16 protein-coding genes are annotated in these 21870 nt (G+C 39.6%); 11 read left to right on the top strand and 5 right to left on the bottom strand.

Going from position 1 to position 21870, the window contains the following annotated elements:
* Positions 1–560: 560 nt before the first annotated feature.
* Positions 561–1574: a DUF2125 domain-containing protein gene (locus T429_RS0102560; protein WP_409359706.1), complete on the top strand. Its 1014-nt coding sequence runs from the start codon at positions 561–563 to the stop codon at positions 1572–1574.
* A 976-nt stretch (positions 1575–2550) separates the two neighbouring features.
* On the opposite strand, the gene T429_RS0102540 is transcribed toward T429_RS0102560, so the two are convergent.
* Entirely contained in the window at positions 2551–7260 is a 4710-nt protein-coding gene (locus T429_RS0102540) for an NAD-glutamate dehydrogenase (RefSeq protein ID WP_005774252.1), read from the bottom strand.
* 274 nt (positions 7261–7534) lie between these two features.
* Between T429_RS0102540 and T429_RS0102535 the strand changes: the two genes are divergently transcribed.
* The 4 genes from T429_RS0102535 (at position 7535) to rpsP (ending at position 10739) form a co-directional block, all read left to right on the top strand.
* Positions 7535–8191 (top strand): carbonic anhydrase, encoded by a 657-nt coding sequence (locus tag T429_RS0102535; RefSeq protein ID WP_005774251.1) that lies wholly within the window; start codon positions 7535–7537, stop codon positions 8189–8191.
* A 241-nt stretch (positions 8192–8432) separates the two neighbouring features.
* The gene (gene ffh / locus T429_RS0102530) at positions 8433–9995 is read left to right on the top strand and encodes a signal recognition particle protein (protein WP_005774250.1); all 1563 of its coding nucleotides are present in this window, start codon (positions 8433–8435) and stop codon (positions 9993–9995) included.
* 24 nt (positions 9996–10019) lie between these two features.
* Positions 10020–10349 carry a chorismate mutase gene (locus tag T429_RS0102525; protein ID WP_005774249.1) on the top strand — a complete coding sequence of 110 codons (330 nt, stop codon included), beginning with the start codon at positions 10020–10022 and terminating at the stop codon, positions 10347–10349.
* A 15-nt stretch (positions 10350–10364) separates the two neighbouring features.
* A complete protein-coding gene (gene rpsP / locus T429_RS0102520) occupies positions 10365–10739 on the top strand; it encodes a 30S ribosomal protein S16 (protein ID WP_005774248.1) in 375 nt (124 codons plus the stop codon).
* A gap of 153 nt (positions 10740–10892) precedes the next feature.
* On the opposite strand, the gene T429_RS0102515 is transcribed toward rpsP, so the two are convergent.
* On the bottom strand, positions 10893–11108 hold the full coding sequence (locus T429_RS0102515; protein WP_005774247.1) for a DUF1674 domain-containing protein: 216 nt from the start codon (positions 11106–11108) through the stop codon (positions 10893–10895).
* An 83-nt stretch (positions 11109–11191) separates the two neighbouring features.
* Here T429_RS0102515 and htpX point away from each other — a divergent pair, with 83 nt between their 5' ends.
* The 4 genes from htpX (at position 11192) to T429_RS0102495 (ending at position 15973) form a co-directional block, all read left to right on the top strand.
* Positions 11192–12235, top strand: a complete 1044-nt coding sequence (gene htpX, locus T429_RS0102510; RefSeq protein ID WP_005774246.1) for a zinc metalloprotease HtpX — start codon at positions 11192–11194, stop codon at positions 12233–12235.
* A 59-nt stretch (positions 12236–12294) separates the two neighbouring features.
* Positions 12295–13659 (top strand): RsmB/NOP family class I SAM-dependent RNA methyltransferase, encoded by a 1365-nt coding sequence (locus T429_RS0102505; RefSeq protein WP_005774953.1) that lies wholly within the window; start codon positions 12295–12297, stop codon positions 13657–13659.
* 64 nt (positions 13660–13723) lie between these two features.
* Positions 13724–15439, top strand: a complete 1716-nt coding sequence (locus T429_RS0102500) for a heparinase II/III family protein (protein WP_005774952.1) — start codon at positions 13724–13726, stop codon at positions 15437–15439.
* 333 nt (positions 15440–15772) lie between these two features.
* The gene (locus tag T429_RS0102495; RefSeq protein WP_026500849.1) at positions 15773–15973 is read left to right on the top strand and encodes a hypothetical protein; all 201 of its coding nucleotides are present in this window, start codon (positions 15773–15775) and stop codon (positions 15971–15973) included.
* 277 nt (positions 15974–16250) lie between these two features.
* Here T429_RS0102495 and T429_RS10265 read toward each other — a convergent pair whose 3' ends face one another.
* The 3 genes from T429_RS10265 to T429_RS0102480 all read right to left on the bottom strand — a co-directional run bounded on the left by T429_RS10265 (position 16251) and on the right by T429_RS0102480 (position 20227).
* On the bottom strand, positions 16251–16403 hold the full coding sequence (locus tag T429_RS10265) for a DUF1127 domain-containing protein (protein ID WP_005774241.1): 153 nt from the start codon (positions 16401–16403) through the stop codon (positions 16251–16253).
* A gap of 380 nt (positions 16404–16783) precedes the next feature.
* Positions 16784–18403 (bottom strand): bifunctional phosphoribosylaminoimidazolecarboxamide formyltransferase/IMP cyclohydrolase, encoded by a 1620-nt coding sequence (gene purH / locus T429_RS0102485; protein ID WP_005774951.1) that lies wholly within the window; start codon positions 18401–18403, stop codon positions 16784–16786.
* 1041 nt (positions 18404–19444) lie between these two features.
* Entirely contained in the window at positions 19445–20227 is a 783-nt protein-coding gene (locus T429_RS0102480) for an SURF1 family protein (protein WP_005774237.1), read from the bottom strand.
* A gap of 299 nt (positions 20228–20526) precedes the next feature.
* On the opposite strand from T429_RS0102480, the gene rpmB reads away from it, so the two are divergent.
* Positions 20527–20844 carry a 50S ribosomal protein L28 gene (rpmB, locus tag T429_RS0102475; protein WP_005774236.1) on the top strand — a complete coding sequence of 106 codons (318 nt, stop codon included), beginning with the start codon at positions 20527–20529 and terminating at the stop codon, positions 20842–20844.
* A gap of 146 nt (positions 20845–20990) precedes the next feature.
* A complete protein-coding gene (locus T429_RS0102470) occupies positions 20991–21674 on the top strand; it encodes a VUT family protein (protein ID WP_005774235.1) in 684 nt (227 codons plus the stop codon).
* Positions 21675–21870: the final 196 nt, after the last annotated feature.

The following is a 21870-nucleotide window of genomic DNA, read 5'->3' as shown; positions in this document are numbered from 1 at the left end:
TGGTTTTGATTAATTCAACCTAGAACAGGTTTGAAATGAGAGAATCTTACGATATTCGGGACTCTCGATTCAATATGCAAAACAGTAAGTTACTACTGTAAATCAATTTGTCATTGTCATTCTTGTTGACTGTAAAATAATGTCGTTTAAGATTGAAGATAGACAGCGCATGTAAAACTTTACATATAAGGCATTTTTTGTTAGAAGGTGTAAAGGGTTTTCTTAAGACATTCTTGCTTCTTGAGCGCGTGAAGTGCTGTACTTTAGGATGGAGGATTATAACCTCCATAACGTGGTCAGTAGATAAAATCCAATAGATTAAGAAGCTGGATTGTTTATAGATTGGTGAATGTTTAAGAAACTTTATCCTTTTTAGGGTGGGGTGAAAATCAAAAGATAAAGAAAGTTTTAAAGTTGTCTACGTCCTCTCAAATACCATCATCACAAAAAAGTTTTTCTTTGCGCTATTTATTATGTGGGCTGTTTTGTCTTGCTCTGATCCTCATTTATAGCACTTTCTGGTTTTTTTTTCACGTAAAATAGAAAACTATGTTTCTGATATATCCGCAAAAGCATCTTCCGATAATAGAGTGGCCGTGTGTGAGAATGTGCGCAAGAATGGTTATCCTTTACGGATTGGTGTTGTTTGTGACAAGTTTCAATTTTCTTGGCCTTTATATGGAGTTTCTTTATCGACGGGGCGTTTGACAGCTGGTGCACCAATTTATGCTCCTCATTTGGTCGAATTTAATGTTGATTCTCCTGCATCAATTGTTTTTTCTGGGAAAACTTCCATCGTATCCCATTGGCGTAAGTTGGTGATTGAAACAGAACCTTATTGGAAAACGGGTCAGACATTGAAGGTTATCGCTGAAGGGCTTGAACTTTCTCCTCTTTCCTCTTTTCTTGAGGATCAAAAGCTTCAAGAAGCATTGGGATCAAAAGCGACAGACAAAAAAACAACACAACAAAATGTTGAAGATCAGCTATCATCACAAGATAGTCCTGATGGGGTTTCCCAGCCATTAGATTCCAAAAATGTCTCTCAAAAAATAACGACAGAATTTTTGCGTCTTGATCTTAAACATGAAAAGAAGCATTTCTCAGGAAATATCATTTTTGATGGTTTTGATGTTTCTCCAGTTTTTACATCTTCTTTTGTTGAAGTTCCAAAAATCGATGGAAATTTGAAATGGATTTTAAATGATATCTCTCTTTTATCTGAAAATGAAGGGAAAAATTGGAAACAGCATTTGTATGGGAAAAATGGCATTTTAAAGCATGCTAAATTGGCTTTTCATACAGGTGGTGGGGTGCATATTAGTGGACCTTTTTCTTTTGATGATGAAGGATATTTGTCAGCAACATTTGAAATTGTTTGTATACAGCACGTGAAGTTTCTTGAGGCTTTGCAACATTTGTTTCCTGAAGAAACGGATAATTTTCAAGCGCTACTTTTTATTTTGAGTACACTGCCTAAAAATGCAGATGGTTCTCCAATTCTTTCCTTAACTATTAGTCATGGGTGGGTCAAACTGGGATTTTTAGAACTTGGTCGTCTTGCTCCACTTTAGATTTGAGAAGAAATGAGTAAGAGCGTCTGTATGGATAGGTATTGCTTTATAAAAAGTGTTCACTGTCTTATATGTTGAATGAGAGTCTTGAAGATTTTAAGGCTTTCTCATTTCAATCTTGTTCATATTGAATCAAACAAAATCCTTCCTCCTTGTATGTTGTGAATGGCAAAGTCATGTGGATCACTTGCTTAAGAAAGGGCTAAAAATGCCTCTTATGAACCGTCTCAATGGTTTAAAGGTATCGCATATTAGGGGTTAGAAAAATATGTGATGGTGCCGGCTTACTTTTTCATGAGTATAAAAGATGATGGTGTTCAGTGGATTTCCCGTTATATCATTCACGAGCGCTGGCACAAAATGGACTTGGGTGCTTTGAGAAATGTCGCTTTAAAACACGCCAATGAATATGCGACGCAGTGTATTTTATTTGGGGCGCTTTGTTTTATGTGAAAGTTGTAACTTTCTTAAAGAACGTGATAAACAAAAGCGTGAGGCAATCAAAAATCGCCATTATTTTAAAAGACATCGCTCTAAATTCTTTTGAAATCCGTAAAGCTAAATTAAAAAATGATGGTAAGGATGGGAACAGATTTATACTTTTAAAACTCCATGTTTTCCCTAAATGAGATTGTCTATCGTTTTAGAGATTACACAAACTGAGATACGCAATTTCTCCGCTCCAATTTAGTATATAAAAGCTGAGACAGATCATAAAGTACTGAATCCTCTTAATATTTGTCTCAAACATGCTGCTTTTAAATCTGAAAGTTAGATGTTTTTACGTTGAGAAATCAATTGTTAAAATCCATTCCTGTTGTCGTTTTGAAATTGTTATAAGTAATTCTGTTGTGATAAAGAGCGAGGCTTTTATTTTGGGGGCTGCATCTCAAAACAAAAACGCCCGCTTCATCTTTGCTGGTTTTATCTGGTGGGATGGAACGGGAGTTTTTAACTGGGGCGTTTTATATTCATGTTAAGTTTGAAAGCCAGTATTTTGCAGTTGAGAAATCAACCCTGCTGCAAAAGTAAAACGAGAAATATTGAGATCATTTTCAATAAGGGCACTAATGCGGTTTGTAAGATTGTGAATATGATCTTCGTTTGTTTTTTTCCAAGTGGTAAAAGGATCCTCTTTTTTTCCATAATTTTTGAGAATTTTAATGACGATTTGCCGTAGGCTTTCGGAAATACTTTCTTTGGCTTGGCTTAAAGCCATACTGTCATAATAATCTACTACAGGAATAATACGACTTGCTTCGTTAATTCGGTTGATACGAATGATTTGCGCAAGTGAGAAATAGATCTCTGCGGTTTTAATAAGATCGCTGTTGCTTTGTTTTGCAATTAAAGAAATATCACAAATGGTTGGAGCAGCTTCCAAGAGAGCCAGTTGTTTTGCTAATGCTTTTGGAGCCCCTTCTTCACTGTAGTGTCGTGCTTTTTCTTCAATCTTTTGCTTAATATCGTTATCTTGAGAATGCATAAGCTCTTTTTCGATAACATTACGGGCTTGTTTTATTGTTTTTACAATTTCTTCTAATGGATGTGAGAGATCCATGTTATGTAATCCCCAATTTGTTGTTTCAAAGAGCATTGGGGTCATTGCTGCGTAGAGTTTGTTTTGGACAAGACCGGGTACTTTATTATCAAGCTTATCAATTTGATCAGACAGTTGAGGAATTTCAAAACCATCACGGATGGCGATGAAAACACGAATAATATTTTCAGTCTTTTGTTCTGTTGCATCGTGGAGTTGCTTAACAAAAGTCGGACCTCCACGATTGACAATATCATTGGCAATCAGCGTTGCAATAATATTACGACGCAATTGATGGTTAATGACTTCCTTTTCAAAATTTTCTTGAATTTGGGTTGGAAAATAATTCAGCAAGGCTCTGTTGAAATAGGGATCATCAACAATGGGGCTATGAGCAATTTCTTCTTTGAGCGTTAATTTAGCATAGGCAAAAATAACGGCGAGTTCTGGACGGATAAGACCTTTGCCTTGAGTTATTCTTTGCCGTAAAACTTGCTCATCAGGGAGTACTTCAACTCTGCGATCTAAAAGCTTTTTTTGTTCCAAATCGTGCATAAAGCGTATTTGATAGGGTAAATCAGCAGTGCTTTGGCTTTCTGCTAAAGAAAGAGCAAGGGGTTGTAGATAATTGTTGCGTAAGACGAGTTGTTCAACTTGAGGAGTCATTTTTTTCAAGAGCTTATTGCGTTCTTCGCGGGTGAGTTTTTTAGCACGAAGTGCTGATGCAAGAACAATTTTGAGATTGACTTCAATGTCAGAACAATTCACACCGGCTGAATTGTCAATGGCATCCGTATTGCAGCGACCACCATTTGAGACATATTCAATCCGTCCTCGCTGCGTAACACCAAGATTAGCCCCTTCACCAATAATTTTTGCACGCACTTGTTCTCCGGTAATGCGTATTGCATCATTTGCACGATCACCTACTTGGGCATCACTTTCTGTTGTGGCGCGGATGTAAGTCCCAATGCCACCAAACCATAAAAGATCAACAGGGGCTTTGAGAAGAGCAGAGATAATTTCAAAGGGGGTTCCTGTTTGTTTTTCGAAACCAATGGCCCCTGCTGCTTCAGGGGAGAGCGTAATGGTTTTTTCTTTGCGTGAGAAAATACCGCCGCCCTTTGATAATTTGCTTTGGTCGTAATCTTGCCAGCTTGAGCGAGGTAGTTTAAAGAGACGCGTACGCTCTGCATAGCTTTCCTCTATGTTTGGATCTGGATCAATAAAGATATCTCGGTGATCAAAAGCGGCGATCAATTTTGTTTGTTTGGAAAGGAGCATTCCATTGCCAAAGACATCACCAGACATGTCGCCAACACCAACACAGGTGAAGGGCGTTGTTTGAATATCCTGATTAAAGGATTCTCGGAAATGTCTTTTAACAGCTTCCCATGCACCTTTCGCTGTAATCCCAATTTCTTTATGATCATAACCTGCTGAGCCGCCAGAGGCAAAAGCATCATCAAGCCAAAAATGGTTTGCTTGGCTGATGGCGTTGGCTGTATCAGAAAAGGTTGCTGTTCCTTTGTCGGCTGCAACAACAAAATAGGGATCAGGGTCATCATGACAGATGACATTGTGGGGCGCAGTTATTTTGCCGTGAATGAGATTGTCTGTGATGGAGAGTAAAGCTGTTATAAAGTCCGTATAAGCTTGTCGTGCTGCTTCTATGATGACAGAACGATCACTTGTTTGAGGAAGGCGATGGGGATAGAATCCACCTTTTGCCCCTGCAGGAACGATAACCGCATTTTTAACTTGTTGAGCTTTGACTAAGCTTAGCACTTCAGTGCGATAATCGAGTGCGCGATCAGACCAACGAATGCCACCACGAGCGATAGGTCCAAAACGCAAATGGACTCCTTCAACTTCTGGTCCATAAACAAAAATTTCTCGATAAGGACGTGGTTCAGGCAAACCTTCAATTTGGCGTGGATTTAATTTGGTGGCTAAAATACGCCGTGGACTGCCATCGCTAAGAGGTGTAAAGGCATTTGTTCGTAAACTCGCATCGATAAGATTACTATACCGGCGTAAGATAAGATCATCATCTAAACCAGAGACTTTCTGCAATTGTTCTTCAATGCGCTTTTGAATAACCTGGTGGTTTTTTGCTCGTTCTTTTTCTGTATGGCTTTGATGAAACTTTAAATGAAATAAAGCATAAAGCTCTTTGGTAATGTCAGGATAAGCATTTAAAGTTTGGGCGACGCGATCTTGCGAGTAAGGAATTCCAGCTTGTTGGAGATAGCGCCCGTAATGGCGCAGAATAACAATTTCATGCCAATCAAGTTCAGCTGTTTGGGTGAGGGCATTAAAGGCATCATTATCAGCATTTTGTGCCCAAATGGCTTCAAAAGTTTCGGCAAGTTTTTGACCGTCTTTTTCAAAATCAAGACTGAGCTGGAAAGTACTCTCTAATTGCATATCATGAAGATATACAGATTGCCCGTTGCCATCTGGTAATTCAAGGGTTTGTTCAGCAATAACACGAAATCCCATATTTTCAAGCAATGGAACACGTTTGGAAAGAGCAAGGGCTTCATGGCGGTGAAAGAGACGAAGAGAAATGTTCTGTTTTTCTTTGTTTTGCGCGTGATAAAAGGTCACGAAAAGGGGGTTATCATCATGAAGACTGAGAATATGTCCGGCATCTTTAATGGCATCTTCTGTTGAGAATAAATCACGATAACTGTTGGGAAATTCACTGGCTAGGCGGGTTTGTGGTTCTGTTGTTTTGTGGGTAAGAGCGATGGCTTGGACACTATCTTCCCAACTTCGTGCGATTGAACGAACATGTTGTTCAAGTGTGGTCCGTTCGTGAAGTGGAACAGTTTCGCTTACTTTGCGATGGATAATATAATAGACACGGATAAGAGTGCTTTCCAGAAATAGCGGATAGGATTCAAAAAAGTCGCCTTTGTAAAGTTCAACAAAATGTTCGCCAACTTTTTCACGGAGGCTGCTGCTGTAATGGTCACGGGGTACATAGACAAGGATAGAAACAAAGCGTCCAAAAGAATCAGTGTGGACAAGCACGCGCAAACGTGGACGTTCGTCTAATTGCAGAATAAGTTTAGCATTTTCTGTTAGTGTATCAACATCAACGCGAAACATCTCATCTCTTGGATAGGTTTCTAAAACACTGATAAGGGCTTTTCCTGAATAATCAGCGTGATTATGTCCAAGGCGTTGAATGATGGTTTGAGCTTTTTCTTTTAAGAAAGGAATTTGCAAAATAGAGCGCGTATAAGCTGAAGAGGTAAAAAGCCCTACAATGCGTAATTCCCCACAGAGCTGGTCTGCTTTATCAAAGATCTTAAGACCAATATAATCGAGCCAAACAGAACGGTGAATTTTGGAGCGGCTGTTCGCTTTTGTCACAATAAACAGGTTATTACTTTCCATAAAGGATAAGACTTCCTGGGGTGGTTCTTTCATACTTTCATCGTCAACAATATGAATAGAAGCATCCGCGAGTATACCAAGTTCGACGTTACTCGCTGTGAAAGATTTTATAGGTTTCTGATCTTTGATAAAGTTGTAAGTGCGCATGCCAAGGAAGATGAAATTATCATCTGTGAGCCAGTGAAGAAATTCAATAGCCTTTTCGCCTTCTTGTTTATAATGTGAGGGAAGACTTGTTTGGTAGGCATGAATATGCTTTTCAACTTCTTCAAGCATAGGTTTCCAGTCTCGTACAGCAGCATTAACCTGCTCAAGAACTAAGGTGAGTTCATGTTCAAGTTTTTGGATTTGCTGTTTGTTTAAAGACTCGATGTGAATTTGCATCAGACTGATGCGTTTTCCAGAAGCACAATCAAGAATAGGGTGTGCAATCAAATAAATATGGTTTTTGTGTTGATTGACGAGATTTAAAATAGAATCAAGAAGAAAGGGTTTGTTATCATTGACAAGGGTAATAACAGTTATAGGTCTGTTGTTGCGGGTTAAATTTTGTTCAAAGCAGATAGTATTTTTTCCTGCCTGATGGAGATTAAAAGCCTTTACTGCAATGGCTGCAGCTTTTTGAAGTTCTTTATTTTCGTAATAAGCGATATCTTCTTTATCGGTTTGAGCAAAAAGGATTTTTTCTATTTTGTCTGGTGTGTTTTTTGTTTCTATTGTTTTTTGTTGTAACACATTTACTCTCCCTTTTTTGCTCTTAGAGGTCTTTTCTTGTCTTCACATTAGAAGACCATTATATCTTTTTATACTGTAACATTTTCTTCTTAAAGAAAATAGCTCTTTATTTGAAAAGAATGACTTTGTTTTTGCTCTTTTTTAGTAATAATTTGCACTTTAAAGAAATATTGTGCATCAACAAAAGGGACTTTTTAGTATTTTTGTATGGTAATAGTTTTTTTTTCTAAATATACGAAATCAAAGTAAAGAGAGAATTAGAAGTAAAGAGAGAATGACCCGTTTACCAGAAAGACTTTTAAGTGGTTACCGAAACTTTATAAATAATCATTTTTTATATAAAACAGCAGATTATCAGCAATTGGCAATTGAAGGGCAGAAACCTGAAGTTTTGGTTATTGCTTGTTGTGATTCGCGTGCTGTACCAGAAATGATTTTTGATGCTAAACCAGGGGAAATTTTCACCCTGCGCAACGTGGCAAATGTGGTTCCTCCTTTTTCTCCTGATAATCAATATCATGCAACATCAGCGGCTCTTGAATATGCCGTACAATTGCTTGAGGTGAAACATATTGTTGTTTTTGGTCATGCCCATTGTGGAGGCGTTCTTACGGCTCTTAAGGAGACGTGTAAATCTTTATCGTCAAATGATTTTATTGGCCAATGGATTAGTCTTTTAGCGCCAGCCGCAGAAATTGTTTTGAATAATAAGTCGCTGTCTTGGCCGGAAAAACAAACAGCTTTAGAGCAGCTTTCTATTCGTCATTCGTTGAGAAATTTAGAGACGTTTCCGTGGATAAAGTTTCGAAAAGATCAAGGTATTTTAACATTACATGGGGTTTGGTTTGATATCTCTAGCGGAAAATTATGGAATATGGAACAGGAAACAGGGTGTTTTATGTGTGTTGAAGTTGAAAGTTTTGAAGTGTAATATTTGTTGTTTTTATTTCTTCATATAAAGACATTTTATGATAAAACTTGACAAAGCTGGGGTTTTATTGTTTGAAGGAGCAAGCTTTCAGTGACAAAATTAACTTGGAGCCACCGACTGAGACCCCAATGCAAGGGTATGAAGAGATCTCAGAGGTCAACATTCGACGGCGCGATGCGTTCTCGGGTGCTCTTTTGGTTTGTTTGTTCTGCAACTTTGTTCGGAAACAATGAGGTAAATAATGTTTGAATCCTTGCAAGAGCGACTTGGTTCTATCCTGTCTCATTTGACGGGGCGTGGCGCTTTGTCAGATCAGGATGTTGCAGAGGCGCTGCGTGAAATTCGGCGCGCTTTATTGGAAGCTGATGTTGCTCTTGATGTTGTTCGTTCTTTTACTGATAGGGTTCGGGAAAAAGCGGTTGGGGCTGAAATTGTTAAATCAATTAAACCAGGCCAAATGGTGGTTAAAATTGTTCATGACGAATTGGTTCGTATTCTTGGAAATGAGAGCGTTCTGAGTGATTTGAATGCACCAGCGCCCGTTGTTATCATGATGATTGGTTTGCAAGGTTCAGGAAAAACCACCACAACAGCAAAGCTTGCAAAACGGTTCACTGATAAGCACAATAAAAAAGTTCTTATGGCGTCATTAGATACACGTCGTCCCGCTGCGCAGGAGCAATTGCGCCAATTGGGAGAACAAGCAAAACTTGCAAGTTTGCCCATTATTGCGGGACAATTGCCTGTTGATATTGCATCACGTGCTGTGCAAGCTGCTAAATTGGGCGGTTATGATGTGCTTCTTCTTGATACTGCAGGACGTAATCATATTGATGAAGCTTTGATGCTTGAATTGGCTGAAATTAAAGCATGTTCTCTTCCTCACGAAATTATGTTGGTGGCCGATAGTTTGACGGGGCAAGATGCTGTCCATCTTGCGCGTTCTTTTGATGAGCGTGTAGGGATTACAGGGATTATTTTAACACGGATGGATAGTGATGGGCGTGGGGGTGCGGCTCTTTCTATGCGTGCTGTGACAGGCAAGCCAATTAAAGCCATTGGAACCGGTGAAAAAATAGAGGCTTTGGAAGAGTTTCATCCCAGTCGTATTGCTGACCGGATTCTCGGAATGGGTGATATTGTTTCTTTGGTTGAAAAAGCTGCGGAAACAATGGATCATGAGAAAGCTGCTGCTTTTGCAAAAAAAATGCAGGCCGGAAAATTTGATCTGAATGATCTTGCAGAACAGTTGCAGAAAATGAAAAAACTCGGTGGAATGGGTGGTATTATGGGCATGTTGCCAGGATTGGGTAAGGTGAAAGAGCAGATTGCGGCAGCGGGTCTTGATGATCGTTTGTTTAATCGTCAATTGGCTATTATTTCATCCATGACACCCCAAGAGCGTGCGAATCCAGAGCTTTTAAAACATAGCCGAAAACAACGAATTGCGAAGGGGTCTGGGACAACGGCGGCTGATATTAATAAACTTTTGAAGATGTATCGCCAAATGGCTGATATGATGAAAGCCATGGGTGGTAAAGGCAAAAGCGGCTTTATGGGAAAAATGTTAGGAGGCCTTGGCTCCAAAATGGGTTTTGGAGGGATGGGAGGTGCAGATTCTTCAGCTGTGCCTGATTTATCGGGATTGGATATGAAGCAACTTTCAACGCTTCAAAAACAGATTGAAAATGGTCATGGAGGGAACCTCTTGCCCGGACTTCCCAAACGTGATCCTACATTTCCTGGTCTTTCCAATGGCATTGCCGATAGGGGAAAACTTCCTCAGCATTTTAAGAAAAAATAAGATGCAAAGAGGGAAAGGAATGTGATGCAGGAAACAGTATTAAACGAATTGGCGCATTTACGAGCATCTATTGATAATTTTGATGCAACTTTGATTCATATTTTAGCAGAGCGCTTTCGTTGTACCAAAGCTGTTGGGCACTTAAAAGCCCGTTATGATTTGCCTAAAGTAGATCCTCTGCGTGAGCAACATCAGATCGCACGTTTGCGGCAATTGGCTATGGAAAGTCATCTTGATCCTGATTTTGCTGAAAGAATTTTAAAGTTTATTATTAAAGAAGTTGTGCGTCATCATGAAGTTATTGCTGAAGAGCAAAAAACAAAAAAAGTCAATTTAAACGAAAGCCAGAGCTGACAATAGGAGAAAAATATGGCATTGAAAATTCGTTTGTCCCGTGGAGGTTCAAAGAAACGTCCTTATTATCATATCGTTGTTGCGGATGTTCGTAGTCCGCGCGATGGGCGATTTCTTGAACGTGTTGGTGCATGGGATCCAATGTTGCCTAAAGATGGACCGAGGGTGAAACTTAATGAAGAACGTATCCAATATTGGCTTGGGCAAGGGGCTCAACCAACAGATCGCGTTTTGCGGTTTTTAGATGCGGCTGGCTTAAAAAAGCGTCCAACTCGCAATAACCCACATAAAGGTGAACCGGGTAAAAAAGCACAAGAACGTATAGCAGCAGCAAAGCAGGCAGCAGAGGAAGCAGCAGCTGCGGCTGACGCAGAATCTGCTTCAGAATAAGAAGCATGGCTGCTTAATCAACGCTTTTAAAAAAAATTCTAAGAGAATAAATATTATCCGTTTTTGTAAATCAAAAACGGATCTTCTTTAAAAGAATATTTATCTAAAATGGCGTTGGTTGTTTTAAAAGTTCAATTTTGAAAATTTATGGCTTTAAAAGTCGATGGCGCGGCCCTTAATTTCCCAGTCTCCATAGCGGGAAGGGTCTTTGCCGCCGCGTCCACCGTTTTCCAACGGGTGTTCTTTTTTTGCTTCGTCTTTTCGCCTTGCTTCAGCTTCTTTAAGGGCGCGTTGTGCTGCGGGAGGAAGACATTGCTGTTTAACAATAGTTGAATTTTTTGGGCTTGTTTTTTCATCTTTTTTATTCATTTTACACCTATTCCATTGAAGAAGCAGAAAGAAAACCCCATCATATAGTATTGGTAGACTTTTATCATGGAGTTTTTTGAGTAATGAACATAATGCGTACAGCCATGCTTTTGGCTTTTTTAACGGCCCTCTTTATGGGGGTTGGTTATCTTGTTGGAGGGGGCAGTGGCATGGTCATTGCTCTTTTAATGGCAAGTGGTTTAAACTTTTTTTCTTATTGGAATTCAGATAAAATCGTTTTACGTATGTACGGGGCGCGTGAGGTTGATCAGCATTCCGCACCCGTTTATTATAAAATCGTAAGCGATTTAGCTAAAAAAGCTTCTCTTCCTCAACCAAAGGTTTATGTGCTTGATAGCGCGCAGCCGAATGCTTTTGCAACAGGACGTAATCCTCAAAATGCCGCTGTGGCTGCAAGCCGCGGCTTGTTAGAGCGGTTAAGTGCAGAAGAAATTGCTGGTGTTATGGCGCATGAGCTTGCACATATTGAGCATCGTGATACCTTAACCATGACTCTAACAGCAACGATTGCAGGGGCAATTTCAATGCTTGGTAATTTTGCTTTTTTTATGGGAGGGCAGCGTAGCTCTTCGGAAGATTCTCATGGTGGGGGGGCAATTGGAGGATTTATTGCATTGCTCGTGGCACCTTTTGCTGCAATGCTCGTACAAATGGCTATTAGTCGTACGCGTGAATATGCTGCGGATCGGAGAGGCGCTGAAATATGTGGTAATCCTTTATGGTTGGCTTCAGCATTGCGTAAAATTGCAGATGGAGGGCATGGGGTTTACAATGAAGAAGCAGAGCATAATCCAGCAACCGCGCATCTATTTATTATCAATCCTTTGCGCGGTGAGGGAGCCGATAGTCTTTTTTCAACACATCCAGCAACGGCAAATCGTATTGCTGCTCTTTATCGGCAAGCAGAAGAGATGAGAGGGTCTCTTGCTGAAAGTGGCGGATGGAATAGAGAAGACGCTATAAATAAGAAAAGCAACGAGAAAAATTATGAAGATTTTCGCAGTCAGGCTCATGCATCAGGTGAGAAAGAAGATGACACTTTTCAGCGGGTCACAAAACGTCCTTCTTGGCTTCGTTATGAAAATTCAAAAAGTTCTCGTTCATGAAATTTTTGAGGAGATTTCTGGGAGATCTCTTGAGGAAGCAGTGATATAAAGGTGTTATTTTGAAACACAAAAAAGCGGGGCATGTGTCTGAAAAAGATGTTCCAGGATTGGCTGTTCGGCAGGTGTGTGTACGTCTTTTAGGGGCGGTCGTTGATAAGGATACGCCTCTTTCTGGTTTAACGGATAATGAAAACGGACACCCACAATATTTAAAACTTTCACAACGAGATCGTTTATTGTGTCGGGCTATTTTGACAACGTCATTGCGTCATCGAGGGTCGATTGCGGCGGCTCTCTCGCGCTTTTTAGCGCGCCCTTTGCCTTCACAAGCACTGTCACTTCAGCATCTTTTGCATATCAGTGTGGCGCAAATTCTTTATCTTGATATTCCTGATCATGCCGCTATTGATTTAGCTGTGCGTGTGGCGAAACTTGATCCTCGTATGCGCCGTTTTTCAGGGGTGGTAAATGCTCTTTTGCGCAATGTTGCACGTGAGGCGGCATCTTTACGCCAACAAATTCCGACCATTGAAGGTGTTCCAGCGTGGTTTGGAGAGCTTTTAGTATCAACTTATGGAATAAAAAAAGCGCGTCAAATTATAGAAATTCAAAGTGTGGAGCCTCCGCTCGATTTGACAGTAAAGTCTGATCATGTTGAATGGGCAGAGAGGCTTGGCGGTGTGGTATTGCCCAATGGATCTGTTCGATTGAATCGTTTGGCGTGTTCTGTTTCTGATTTACCAGGCTATCGTGAGGGGGAGTGGTGGGTTCAAGATTTTGCTGCAGCGTTGCCTGCCTGTTTATTAGGAGAGCTTCGGGGTAAAAATGTTGCTGACCTTTGTGCGAGTCCTGGGGGAAAAACAGCACAATTGGCTTTGCAGGGAGCAGAGGTGACAGCCATTGAGCTTTCTGCTAACCGCGTCAAGCGTTTAAAAGAAAATATGGAACGGCTGCATTTTTCCGTTCACATTTGGCAGGGGGATGTGAGAAATTTCCATCCCACACAGCTGTTTGATGCGGTTCTTCTTGATGCTCCTTGTTCTTCTACAGGAACGATCCGTCGTCATCCCGATATTTTATGGACGAAATCGAGAGATGATGTTGTCAAGTTAGCGGCGTTGCAATATGATTTGCTTGTCACAGCAATTGCTTTGGTCAAAAAGGGAGGGCGGATTGTTTTTTCCAATTGTTCGTTGGCAAGAGAAGAAGGTGAAGATCTTATTGAGAAAATTTTATCAACACGCGATGATATTGTTTTAGACCCTATTGATCCAGAAGAAATGGGGGAGCTCACACATTTGCTTGGTGAGGGGATGTTGCGCACGACTCCGGCGGATTTTTGTCATAAAAATTTTGATGCTGAGAAAACTGCCTTTTTAGGAATGGATGGTTTTTTTGCCGCGCGCTTGCGAAAAATTGCTTAATTAACGCTTCATTTACAAAAATGGTCGAAATTGTATTTGATTCAGCATAGATGGAGATGGAATTTTGGCGGTTGCGGTAAAAGCTCCTCAGGTAAAAATAGCAGCCTGTATCGATACGCTACAGCATGTTATGCGGCGTTTATGGGTTGGGCCCTTGTTTCGTTGGCGGTTTTCAGGGTTTCGTCCTCATAAAATTTTAGCCCATCCCATTGATTTGCATGTGGCTGATCCGATGATGGCACATGAATTTTATCACGGTCGTTTTGCTTTTGCTGGTCATATTGTTCATTCTGGTGCTGTTTCACCCTTTTCATTGGTTCCGCCAACGCCTGAATGGGAAGCGGCTCTGCATGATTTTCATTGGTTGCGCCATATGGAAGCAGCAGAAAGTGATTTAGCTGCAGCGCATGCACGTTCTCTTTTAGAAGATTGGCTAGACCATGCTGGCAAAAAGGTAAAAGGGCTTGCTTGGAGTGGCCCTGTTGTAGCGCGGCGTTTGATTTCGTGGATTTGTCACTCAAAAATGTTGTTAGAAGGGGCAAGCGAGCGGTTTGAAAAACGCTTTTTACGTGCACTTGGTTTGCAATTCCGTTATTTGCGCGTAACAATTTGCAGTATGGATCATGATGATAAACGTTTACAAGCAGCAACGGCTTTGACGTTTGCCTCTCTTGCGTTACCTGTTTCTGCAGCCGTGAAAAAAAAGGTCCAAACCACGCTTATAGAAGAGCTTTCGCTTCAGATTTTGGTTGATGGTGGGCATATTTCCCGTAGTCCTATCATTTTGCTTAATTTATTATCAGATTTATTATCTTTACGTTACCTTTTTATGCGGAGCAATGAAACAGCACCCCGTATTTTGATTGATTCTGTTGAGCGCATGTTGCCAGCTTTGCGATTCTTTATCCATGAGGATCAAACATTAGCGCATTTTAATGGGGTTGGTCCCCTCGCGTCGGAACGGTTATCAACACTTTTGGAGCTTGATGAAACAGGAGGTCATCCTTTTAGTTATGCGCGTTATTCAGGATTTCAGCGCTTAAAAGCCAATCAAACAACAATTCTTGCCGATACGGGAAAATTTCCACCACGCTTTGTAGCACAGCAAGCTTGTTCAGGATGCTTGTCTTTTGAAATGTCTTCACAAGGACACCGTTTTATTATCAATACCGGTGTTAACCCTGATGGGCGGGAGGACTATCGACATTTAGGGCGTATTACTGCGGCCCATTCAACAGCGACGCTTAATGATTGTTCGGTGGGTACTTTTTATAAAAAAAAGAAAAATAGCGCTTCTCTTTTGTTTGATGGACCCAGGGAAGTTCAAGTGCACCGTATAGAGGATTCTGAGAAAACAGGTTTTATTGCGAGCCATAATGGTTATGTGCGACCCTTTAATCTTATTCATGAGCGTGGTCTTATTTTGGCGACGAGTGGGGATATGATCGAAGGCTTTGATCGCTTTTTTATGCCCAATAAAGAGGGGAAAAAACATAAAAGGGCGCAAAGTGAACAAGATCATGTTGCTGTTCGGTTTCATCTTCATCCACAAGTTGAGGTTAACTATGATGGTGAGCGTGTGTGTTTAGCGGTAAAGGACGGACACGTAGAGGACGAGAAAGTATGGTATTTTATATCGCCTGATGCGGATATTTGTCTTGAAGATTCAATTGATTTTGCGGAATTAACAGGTCCGCAAAGGACACAGCAGATCGTTTTATATTTTCGCCCTGCATTTCAGGAAAAAGTTCGCTGGCGTTTTATCCGTAAAGCCGTTTGATAAAAAATCAGAACATCGTTCTTATCGTCTATTGTGTTTTATTTTCGTGTCCTAAAATATCATCGTTTATGGGGGATATATCCCTTATTGAAGGACTGTGTAAATTTTTATACACGGAAGTATTTTTTGTAAGTGTGTGGGATGAATATTTTGAGGCAAAATTTGCCTATAGAATCTCATGTGCTAGTGCTAAGAGGGGCAGTTTAGCGGAAACGGGGGTGTTAACAGACCATTTGACAGATTGGTACTGATTTTAAGAATCTTCATTCTTTAAAGATGTTAAGAGAAAATTAAACGGTTATTTATCTTCAAAAAGTTCTGGAGGGGGTTGTCGTGATCAATATTCTTGGTTTTGTTCACATTATGGTTGCTTATAGAGTAATACGCTGGCATCATCACACACCTAGAGCTGCTTTTAATGTTGCGAGACAGCCTTTGGCGTTTGAGACGATTCTTTTTAATTTCTTTTTGTGCAGTTTTATTCCATACACCGCGCGCTACTCGCTTGATAACGTGCAAGAGACAGGATTATAATTGATTAATATAAATAGATTGAGAATAAGATACTCGGACATTAGAGTCTTTCATCAAGCACGCAAAATAATGCACATTCTTGATAAATCAAAAGCCGCCCCTCATAGAAACATTGAGAATTCAAGAAACAACATTACACTAAAGAACTCGGGAAAAATTCCTTCTGCTTTGTGTTATTATCAAAGTGTTATTATACTAAAAACGAGGCCATAAAACCAAGCTTCAAGATGCTCGCTCCTTTATAGCAAAATACGCTCTCAAATATTCTAAACGACTCTTAGAAAGATTTACGCGAATAGCGCCGCGCAACTGAATCAATATCACCTCGACAAATGCCAAGGTCATTGAGTTCATATATCGAAAGACGGCTTAACGCATTAATGGTCCGACGATAACGGCGCCAATTATTATAAGAACGTAGAATATTCATATCCTGTACTCAAACTTTGTTACACTCTTTAGTTTAAGAATAGAGCATATTACTAAAAATAGTTGTGCTATAATGTCATAACAGGTATGCATCTACAGAAAAGAAAACCCTTTAATATGCATCGCACGTAAAAAGGCAACCATTTAAATCCCCTCATAACGATAATATCTTATTCCTAAAACAATGGCTAAATTATGTACATTTTTTGTGGTAATAACTTCTTTATCATGGGTAGATTCTCTCGATTGAATAACCCCTCCTATTTCAATGGTTATCAATCGACCGAGGATCTATGAAAAATTCCTTGAAGCGTTTGTCTTATATAGAAGATAAAATCACCGACACTATTCATGTTGCTAATATTTATAGAAAAAGTGCTGTTAATGACGGAAATGTCGTATTCCTGTAAAAACCATGGCTAAACCCTGTTCATTCGCAGCCGTGATAACTTCTTCATCACGCATGGAACCTCCTGGTTGAATGACGGCAGTTGCCCCTGCTTCAGCTGCTGCTAATAAACCATCTGCGAAAGGAAAAAATGCATCGGATGCAACCACAGATCCTTTTGTAAGAGTCTCTGTTAAGCCTGCTCTCTTTGCACTTTCTGCGGCTTTATTTGCAGCAATTTTTGCTGAATCGATGCGGCTCATTTGTCCAGCGCCAATGCCAACTGTTGCACTATTTTTCGCGTATACAATAGCATTTGATTTAACGTGTTTTGCTACACGAAAAGCAAATTGAAGATCACGCATTTCATCTTGAGTTGGTGCTCGTTTTGTCACCACTTGCAATTTAAGATCATCAACCACTACATTATCACGTGATTGCACTAAAATACCTCCTGCAAGTGTTTTTGCAAGAAGTCCTCCACAACGGGGATCAGGAATGCCCCCTGTAATGAGCAAACGAAGATTTTTTTTACGAGCAATAATTTCACGTGCCGCCATTGTTGCATCAGGCGCAATAATCACTTCTGTGAAAATTTTAACAATTTCTTCTGCACATTCCTCATCAAGGGTTTGATTTAAAGCAACAATTCCACCAAATGCTGATACATTGTCACACATCAGAGCTTTCAAATAAGCTTCTTTCAAATTTTTCCCTTCCGCCACACCACAAGGATTGGCATGTTTAATAAGAGCAACAGCAGCGGTTTTTTGCGGATCAAATTCTGCGACGAGCTCAAAGGCTGCATCTGTATCATTCAGATTGTTATAAGAAAGCGCTTTGCCTTGTAAAAGTTTTGCTGTGGCAACGCCAAAACGTTTTTCATTATTGCGATAAAATGCTGCCTGTTGATGTGGATTTTCCCCATAGCGCATAACACTTTCAAGATGACCAGAAAAACTTTGCCATGATGGTGTTTCAATTTTTAAATCTCGTGCAAACCATGCTGCTATTGCCGTGTCATAAGCAGCGGTGTGCGTATATGCACGCATTGCTAACTGATGGCGCATGGATAAGCTTAAACATCCGTTATGCTGTTTTAATTCCCCTAGAATCGAATCATAATCATTTATCGCTGTTACAACACCGGTATAAGCATAATTTTTTGCTGCAGCGCGAATCATCGCCGGTCCACCGATATCAATATTTTCAAGAATCGTTTGTGGATCAGCTCCTGAGTGGAGGGTCTCTTCAAAAGGATAAAGATTTACCACCAAGAGATCAATTCCATGAATGCCGTTTTTTTCCATAGCTTCCCTATGGCTAGGATCTTCTCTTACCCCTAACAAAGCACCATGAATCAAAGGATGGAGTGTTTTTACACGCCCATCCATTATTTCAGGAAATCCAGTAACTTCAGCAACATCTTTTACAGGTAAACCAGCAGCTATGAGAGTTTTGGCTGTTCCTCCTGTTGAAATCAATTCAACATTGTAAGTCGCATAAAGGGCTTTTGCAAAGGCGACCACCCCCGTTTTATCAGACACAGAAAGAAGAACCCTTTGAACCCGATGAAGATCAGGTATGGGAAAATTTTTGGCAACAACACCCATAACAGAAGCCTTAAAAAAAGAGTTAAAATTTTAGCAAAATAAGTTTATACATTTGTAGCACAAGCCTTTAGCAAAATACACTGAAAGGATAAACTGTCTTTTTAAAATAGACGATGATTCTCCTTTTTTCTTATACTGTAAAATGCCATCATTGGAGGTGTTGTTGATAGGGATAAAAGTCTCATTTAACTCAATTTTACCTTTATAGCAGGCTTGAAATACAAAACGTTTCTGCACGTTTCTGTTGTATTTGCTTTTCTATGTGCGATGAAGGCGAGATCCACATACCCGTTTGAGTTATCTTTGAGAGACGGGAAATAATCAGCAAGAATATGAAATGATAATGGTAGAAATGCGTGCTCATTTTTTCTGCCATTTTTAATTTTTATATTTTTGTAAAAGCATTACAATGTTTGTAATAGAACGTTTTTTTAAGAGTGGAAATGACACATTGTCCCACATTTTTGGGTATTGCCTTTTTAATGAGATTACGCTTTTCATGCAAAATAAAATACTATTACAGGGTGCATTTACGCGCGTTTATTTTAAAGTAAGCATTTTTCAATGAATCAACTTATGGTTGTTTTGTGAAGAATGTCGTGTAAATCACTTTGTGAATAGTATAACAGATCCATTAGATCCATAATCTGTAATTAAAGGTGTGAGGTTAGAACGTTCATTCTCTTTATACTTTAAGAACACGTGCTTTAACAATATTTGGCATTTGAGAGGAAGAAAGTATTGATCTTCTTATTTTCAATGATTTTATCTGTATGGTTCTCTTTACTTGTGGAGGGAGCATGAGAATGATTTTGCTGGTTTTGTCAGAAGATTTGAAGAAAAAGAGAGTCTTACGAATATTTGAGGTCTTATTTTAAGTTATAAAAGATAGAATTATTGTTATAAATCAAATAATTACTTATTAAAAATTTTGTGCAGTTTAAACGCTCAATATGACAGAATTAAGATCTTCTTTATTATGAAAAGGCCAAACTGTTTAATGAAAACTATATTGGGGATGGATATTTTACTGGTTGTTTTTTAATCTTTTTGTCGTAGCAGAAAGATAAAAGCGCCTAACATACCAGCAGCTAAAATAAACCACGTGATTGCATAAACAAGATGATTATTTCGAAAATGGATCATCGTAAGACCAGCGATGGGAAGGTTTGCTTGTGGAGATGTTTTTCTAGCGTCAATGAAATAAGGGGCAACAGTGGATAACCCAAGTTTTTCTGCCATAGCAGGAAGCTCACGCGTATACCATACATTTTTGTCAGGGTTATTTTTGCGTGGAAAAAATCCATTTTTTTCACTCATGCGTAATAAACCGATAATTGTCGTTTGTTCTGTGTTTGTGGTAGAATCTTGCTGAGATGAGGCATGTGTATGCGATGGCTCTGAGTGTTGAAAATTGTTACGTTCGTCCATAGGGATAAAGCCACGGTTGATAAAGGTCAGTGTGTTGTCAGCGGTTTGTAAAGGAGTCAAAACCCAGTAACCCGTGGTGTTTTGAGCCGCAGCCGTGACCAAAATATTTTTATTTTTTAAAAAAATTCCTGTGATCACAACCGGTCGATATTCATCTTTTTCAAAAGTAACCTCAGCCCATTGATCTTTCCTAGGGGCTTTTATGGGGGATAAGTGAACGCGCTGATTGGCGCTGGTGATAAGATTTGTTTTCCAGTTTAACCGTTGTATTTGCCATACGCCTAATGCACTAAAGAGAAAGAAAAAACAAATACATAAAGTTCCAAACAAGAAAGAAGAAAAACGGCAAGAATTTTCCTGAAGCTTTGTCATGGGGGGGGATTTTTTGCTCATGATGTATGCTTCCTTTCAGGACAATAGATTTTTATTCTAACATGGTATGCCTTTAAAAAAAGCATTTTGTACGCTTTTTAGCAGAATTTGCACGCCTTGATTTTGGAAAAAGATGAAGGATGAGTCAGCCAAGAGATGAAAAAGCTTTTATAAAAGACTTGACCTTTTGTTGTCGAGCCCCTATTAGAAAGAAACTTCCCAATGATGCCCGTTCAAGGTCGCATTATGCGCGATTTGCATTCATTGTGTCTTTGGGGTATAGGGATTTGAAAGTTTCTTAGAGTTTAAAGGTGAAGTTTATGTCTCGTGCATGTGAATTGACAGGGAAAACGGTTCTGTATGGTAATAATGTTAGCCATGCGAATAATAAGACTCGGCGTCGTTTTTTACCAAATCTTTGCAATGTGACATTGATTTCAGAAGTGTTGCAGCAAAGTTATCGCTTGCGTATTTCAGCAAATGCATTGCGTTCTGTTGAGCATCGTGGTGGTCTTGATGGCTTTTTGGTCAAGGCAGATGATAAAGAATTGTCGCAACGTGCGCGTTTGTTAAAACGCCAAATCATTAAGAAAAAAGCTGAGCAAGAAAGCGAGCAAAAGGCTGAGCAAGCAGCGTGATTTTTGTAGCGTGATTGTTCGTATCACATTATCTTTAGTGGATTGATGCTCTAATCACGGATCTTCGTTCTAGAAGTTCATTTTTTGGCTTTTCTCTCTTTGATCGCTCTATTGTTTTATTGGTTCCATAGCCCAGGTTAAAAAAAATGTTTTCAAGCGATCTTTTATTAGAACAGCAAAAGAGAAGATATGTTGTTTTTTCTATTTTAGCAATGTGTCTTGCGGTTACGGCTTCTAATATTTTGGTTCAGTATCCCGTCTATTGGTTTGGTTTGAATGAGCTTTTGACTTATGGGGCTTTTACTTATCCATTTGCTTTTCTCATCAATGATTTGACCAATCGTTTTTATGGTCCATCTGCTGCACGGCGTGTGGTTTATGCTGGTTTTTTTGCCGGTGTTTTTGTTTCTTGGATATTGGCAACACCGCGGCTTGCTCTTGCTTCTAGTTTGGCATTTTTATTTGGTCAACTCCTTGATATCGTTGTTTTTACGCCTTTGCGACGGAAAACATGGTGGAAAGCACCTTTAGCAGCGGCGTTGGTTGGTTCGGCGTTGGATACCGTGTTGTTTTTTTCTCTTGCTTTTTCGAGCTCTTTTGCCATTCTTGATCAGATAACAGGGTATGCTGATAGTTCACTGGTGGAGAGTACTGTCTTGGGAGGGATAGGTATGCCCGTTTGGCTCTCGCTTGCTTTTGGCGATTTCTCCGTAAAAATTATTATGAGCTTGTTGATGTTAATTCCTTATGGAACAATTCTTAACATTGTGAAACTCCCTCTTTATCAAAGTCATGCAAAGGAGGATTCCTCTTTTGCTTGTAACAAATAATAACCTTTGTTTTTTGTTTTCTTTAAACTTTGAGAAAATTTTTGTTATGTTAAGCGTGCGATAGCATCGTTGATTGAGAGGGTTTATCGCTTCATGGTTTAAAGGGAGAGGCTCGCATTTCAAGCCCCTTTTTGTGAGGAAGCAATAAAAATTATTTATTTAGGCTTTCATAAAAATGGATGGATAACCATTCTTT

Source organism: Bartonella elizabethae F9251 = ATCC 49927, assembly GCF_000518165.1.
Lineage (GTDB): Bacteria > Pseudomonadota > Alphaproteobacteria > Rhizobiales > Rhizobiaceae > Bartonella > Bartonella elizabethae.
Note: the sequence above shows the minus strand (reverse complement) of the source record. Positions and strands in the feature narration are given on the sequence as shown.